This window comes from Campylobacter concisus, from assembly GCF_902460595.1.
Classification (GTDB): domain Bacteria; phylum Campylobacterota; class Campylobacteria; order Campylobacterales; family Campylobacteraceae; genus Campylobacter_A; species Campylobacter_A concisus_BL.
This window is the reverse complement of the sequence record NZ_CABPVA010000029.1, coordinates 1-1,651: the sequence shown is the minus strand read 5'-3', so window position 1 is coordinate 1,651 and position 1,651 is coordinate 1. Positions and strand designations below refer to the sequence as shown.

1 protein-coding gene is annotated in these 1,651 nt (G+C 34.1%); it reads right to left on the bottom strand.

Going from position 1 to position 1,651, the window contains the following annotated elements:
* The coding region (locus F3G86_RS10120; protein ID WP_188116468.1) for a hemagglutinin repeat-containing protein at positions 1-1,651 on the bottom strand (1,651 nt) is incomplete at both ends.

Genomic DNA, 1,651 nt, shown 5'->3' with positions numbered 1-1,651 from the left:
GAGTATAGCTAAACTCATCTGCTTTTATCTCTATATCATTGCCTGAGTTTAAATTTATATCTCCACTCGCATCTAAATTTGAGCCAGAGACTTTTATATCATTGCCAGCTTGTAAATTTATATCATTTGTGGTCTCTAGGTTAGAGACTTTGCTAAACTGAGATTTGCTTTGATCTAAATTTATATTATTCTTTGCATTTAAGCTTAGATTTTTAGATTTTAGATCAGAGCTATCTATCTCTATATCATTAGCCGCAATGTTAGCATCTCTACTAGTTACTAGGTCTGCACCTTTTAGCTTTATCTTTTTATCTGCATTTAAATTTATATTATCAGCCACTACGCTTCCAGCTAGGCTTATGTTACCTTTGGCGTCTAGGTCTATATTATTAGCCATTACTAAAGCTGAAGCTTTTACGTTTTTATCTTTGGCCTCTTTTTTAAATTTACTTATGCTCTCATTTCTTGCTTCATATAGACTATCAAGGATGTTTGCTATATAAGCAGAGTTTATACTATCAAGGCTGTAGTAATACCCTTGGTTTTTCACCCTTCTATTTAGGTTTTTGATGATTGGGCTATTAAATATTGGCTCAGAGAATTTATCTAGATCAATATTTGCTAGCTTTATATCATCATTTAGTGCGTAGCTTGAAAAGTCTTGTGTGCTTCCTACTATGTTATTGCCCGCTGCAAATACCGCTGGCAAACCAACATCTGTGTATGAGAAGTTAAACGCCGCACCTTTGCCACCTTTAGTTACCCATCTTTTTTTACCAAAGATTTTTCCTCTTTTACCTTTCCACTCTTGCTTTTTCCACTTAAATTCGTTAAAGCTACTAACATCTCTTCTTAAATTTAGCGCTACGTTTGTTATATCTTTGCTATCAAGCACAAGGTCGTTGCCTGCGTAGATAAAGCTCTTATCATTTAGTAGCTCATCTGTTTTTAAATTTATATCATTGCTTGCTACTATGCTACCTGGGATGAAATTTGCCTTATCTTCTTCATTTAAAATTTCTTTGTTTATAGAGTAATAAATTCTCTTTAGCACTTCGCGGTCTTTTGCTTTGCTAGTATCAAGTACTACTTCGTTTTTATCTATGTCTAGTCTTAGGTTATGAAATACCTTTGTAGATGTGCCATATAGATATGAGTCTTTGTGTAAATTTAGAGCATAAAGGGTGCTATCTTTACTTATAGCCTCTTTTAAAATTTCAGCATTTAGCTCCTGCTTGCTTAGCTCTTTGCCTAGTTTTTTAAATTTAGCCTCGATCTTTGCTTTTATCTCTTTTAAATTTACCTCTTCAAGTTTAAATCTATTCTCGCCACTTTGCTTTAGAGCTAAATTTTTAGCAAATGAGCTTTTCTCCACCCTAGCCTGTGAGCTTGAGTTATTTACCAGCTTTTTAGCTTCTACATTTATATCTTTAGCATAAATTTGACTAGATGTATTTACTAAAGTGTCTGCTTTTATATTAAGGCTCTCTTTGGCTGCTATTAGTGCTTCATCTTTGTTTGTTATAGTATTTGCCTCTATCTTAGCCTCTTTGTTAGAAGCGATCGCGCCGGCATTAACTATGTCGCCATCAAGGCTTATCTCTATATTGTTATTTGCTATAACTAGGCCGTTATTATTTACGCCTACGCC